5 protein-coding genes are annotated in these 2942 nt (G+C 56.4%); all 5 read right to left on the bottom strand.

Features of this window, described 5'->3' with window-relative positions; translation table 11 throughout:
* Nucleotides 1–839 (bottom strand): VWA domain-containing protein (locus B2W52_RS12280; protein ID WP_286803285.1); only part of this gene is annotated, 839 nt, incomplete at its 3' end.
* 42 nt (nt 840–881) lie between these two features.
* The gene (locus B2W52_RS12275) at nt 882–1226 is read right to left on the bottom strand and encodes a hypothetical protein (protein ID WP_273069823.1); all 345 of its coding nucleotides are present in this window, start codon (nt 1224–1226) and stop codon (nt 882–884) included.
* Nucleotides 1226–1672 carry a YcgN family cysteine cluster protein gene (locus tag B2W52_RS12270; RefSeq protein ID WP_273157933.1) on the bottom strand — a complete coding sequence of 149 codons (447 nt, stop codon included), beginning with the start codon at nt 1670–1672 and terminating at the stop codon, nt 1226–1228. Before B2W52_RS12270 ends, B2W52_RS12275 begins: the two co-directional genes overlap by 1 nt.
* The gene (locus B2W52_RS12265) at nt 1669–1962 is read right to left on the bottom strand and encodes a YcgL domain-containing protein (protein WP_008171841.1); all 294 of its coding nucleotides are present in this window, start codon (nt 1960–1962) and stop codon (nt 1669–1671) included. The genes B2W52_RS12270 and B2W52_RS12265 overlap by 4 nt, the downstream gene beginning before the upstream one ends.
* Nucleotides 1959–2942: ribonuclease D (locus B2W52_RS12260; protein WP_286803282.1), on the bottom strand; the 984-nt coding region annotated here is incomplete at its 5' end. The genes B2W52_RS12260 and B2W52_RS12265, both read right to left, overlap by 4 nt.

The following is a 2942-nucleotide window of genomic DNA, read 5'->3' as shown; positions in this document are numbered from 1 at the left end:
CGGACGTTGTCGGGAAACTCCGAAAGATTAACGACCCGATCGTCCGGGCGCACGAGGGCAAGCTCCCGGGTGGCAGAGGTTTCAGACTCGCCCCAGAAAATCAGGGCGGTAAACTCACGAACGCCCTCGTCCACGGTAAAGCCATTGCCCTCAATGGGAATCTGCTCCTGTGGAACCGCGGTATTCAATGCCTGAAGAAATGCCAGGTTCAGCGCATCTGCTGTATCCGCCACCTGGAAACGACCGCCTGAGTCTGTCGCCAACGCTTTCAAAAAGTCGGTATCGGCGGCCTCAGAGAGAGCTACTGGGTGAAAGGTAGCGCCCCTTTCGATGAGATCAGCGACAATCGTATCCAGAATACGAGTTTCCTCTGCGGTATTCTTTGCAGGATCGTCGGAGATATCGACCTTGCCGTCGGTCAGCAGTATGAAGTGGGTCCGGCTCAGATCACCGTCCGTGAAATAGTCATCGCTTGCCGTCTCAATCGCCGCGCCAAGGTTTGTTCTGAGTGCGACCGAGTTAATCTGAGCTGAGCGCTGAATGGCAATTTCCCGCCATGCGTTGGTCACCTCACGGTGCGGCACCAGCATGTTGACATATTGCCCGAAGGTCCAGACACCCGCGGAGGCCCCCTCTGGCAACAGCCGGGCCAGCAGACGCACGGCGGGCTGTCGCAGGTTGTCCGGATCGGTGTCTTTCATGGAGCCCGAGATGTCGACTATGATCCGGACGTCCGACTGCTCCGGCAGTTGAACATCGTCGCTCTCCTGGGCATTCAGCCCGGCTGGCAGACTGAGCACGAAGCAAATTGCAACCAGCCCAAACCATCTCGATGTCATCTCTCTCAAGGCATCCATCCTTATCTTTTTTTCTTTTTCGCGCTATTTACGAACAAGACGGTAGCGAACCAGATCCAACACCCAGACCAGCAGCATGACCAAGCCGGCGAGCCCCAGGTTAAACATGGCCCGACCTGAAGCGTCGGCGTCGCCAAGAATCATTTCATAGCCGCCGAACAGCCAGGCCGGAATCCACCAACCGGCCAGATCGGGTGATTCAACCGGCGTGAGCAGCAAGGCCACCAGGGCGGCGAGAATCAGGGTCCGCACTCCATAAAAAGGTAGAAAACGGATCAGGCTCTTCATCATGTAAAAGAACACGACAAAGGCTATAGCGTAGGCGGCCCAGAAAATCCCGTAGGCCAGTTGTGCATCAGTATCAATCATTACAGGATCCAGTGAATGATGTGTTCTTCCCAGTCTTCTTCCGGCACGCGGTCTTCTGACATCACCTTGTGACGGATCGAAACGCCGGCCTCGTGCACCGAACCCGGATCCCCACTTCGAAGAGGATGCCAGTCGGCCAGTGGCCGGTCTTCAGCCAACGTCCGGTAGGCGCAGGTATACGGCAACCAATGGTAGTCGCTGACGGTATCCGGTGTCAGCACTGTGCAACCCGGCACCTTCTGGAGCCGCTCTTCGTAAACGGAGCACTGGCAGGTTTCTTCGTTCATATAACGACACACCAGATCGGTGTGGTAGACCTCGCCGGTGTCTTCGTCTTCCAGTTTGTTCAGGCAGCACTTTCCGCAACCGTCGCAAAGAGACTCCCATTCTTCAGGCGTCATCTCATGCAGGCGCTTGCGTTGCCAGAACGGCACCTGGGCAATCATGGATTGCGCTGATCCAGTTTGCGCTTGAAGTCCACCACGTACCCTTCCTGCTCTTCCGGCATTTGCAGAAAAAAGTCTTTCTCGCCAATGGCTTCCAGAACCTGCTTTCCGGTAGTTCTCGCAAGCTTGCGGTCGGGCGTCAGGACCAGATCCATGGAATGAACCGGCTGACCGAAAATACCCCGGAGGCTCTCGGGAAGCTCCTCCCACTTCTGTCCGCGCCGAACAAAAAGGTAGGTATCCTTCTTTTTGCTGCTCCGGAAAACAGAGACAAATTCCCGCTCTTTCATGACTTCAGTAATTCCTCAATATCAGCGCGAACCGGAGCAAGAATCTGCGCCCGCCAGCCCTGGAAAAAATCGTGTTGCGCGAGGTCCGGTTGCTGTACAACTTTTTCCAAACGCTTTCTCGGCGCTAACAATTCCATTGGAATATCAGCATCTTCTGCTGCATTCCTGAAAAGACGCTTTAACTGTTTAAAGAATCCCTGCTGATCCCGGGACAACGGTGGCGCAATCCTCTCAAGGGACGAATTATCCGCGGTCGATCCCCGGCTAACAAGTTCAATCAGGGTATCGCCATACCGACGGACTGCGCCGGATGGTACTCCCTGAATGTTAGAAAGTTCCTTCAGGGACGCTGGCAGCCTTTCCGCGATCGCAATCAACAGTGCATCTGCCAGCACACGGTTCCTTGGCCGGTCCCGCCGCTGGCACTCCAGCTCACGCCAGCGCACCAGTTCCTTGAGAACACCCTGTTGCTGAGCCGAGAGGGTCCATCCGGCCCGCAGTTTCAGGTAATGGTTGTCGGGATCCTCCTGCCCTGCCAGTTCATTGGCAAAGCGCGCCGATTCCTCAACCAGAGCCGCTTCCAGACCGCGATCGCGAAGTAATGCACTGACCCACTGGTACATCGGCTCCAGAAAACGGATATCGTCAATCGCGTAGCGTTGCTGGGCATCGCTCAGCGGTCTCGCCAGCCAGTCAGAGCGGGTGGCGGACTTGTCCAGAGTCTCACCGAACAGGGTTTCCACCAGCCTCGCGTAACCCAGGGAGAACCCTGCTCCGGCCATTGCGGCCCCGATTTGAAGATCAATGACACCGGCAGGTTGAAGATTCAGCCACTGGCGAAAAAGTTCCAGATCTTCGCTCATGGCGTAAAGAAGCTTTGGAGTGTCCGGGTCCGCCAGGACTTCCCGAAATCGTCCGGACTGCTCGGCAACGGAAGGGTCCACCAGGCAAAACTCGCCGTCGAGGCCCAACTGAACCAA

It is taken from the genome of Marinobacter sp. UBA2498 (genome assembly GCF_002341575.1).
In the GTDB taxonomy this organism is placed as follows: Bacteria; Pseudomonadota; Gammaproteobacteria; order Pseudomonadales; family Oleiphilaceae; genus Marinobacter; species Marinobacter manganoxydans.
Note: the sequence above shows the minus strand (reverse complement) of the source record. Positions and strands in the feature narration are given on the sequence as shown.

Excerpts from the sequence above, each read along its gene's own strand:
- B2W52_RS12275 (WP_273069823.1), bottom strand. The coding sequence starts at position 1,226 with ATGATTGATACTGATGCACAACTGGCCTACGGGATTTTCTGGGCCGCC.
- B2W52_RS12270 (WP_273157933.1), bottom strand. The coding sequence starts at position 1,672 with ATGATTGCCCAGGTGCCGTTCTGGCAACGCAAGCGCCTGCATGAGATG.
- B2W52_RS12265 (WP_008171841.1), bottom strand. The coding sequence starts at position 1,962 with ATGAAAGAGCGGGAATTTGTCTCTGTTTTCCGGAGCAGCAAAAAGAAG.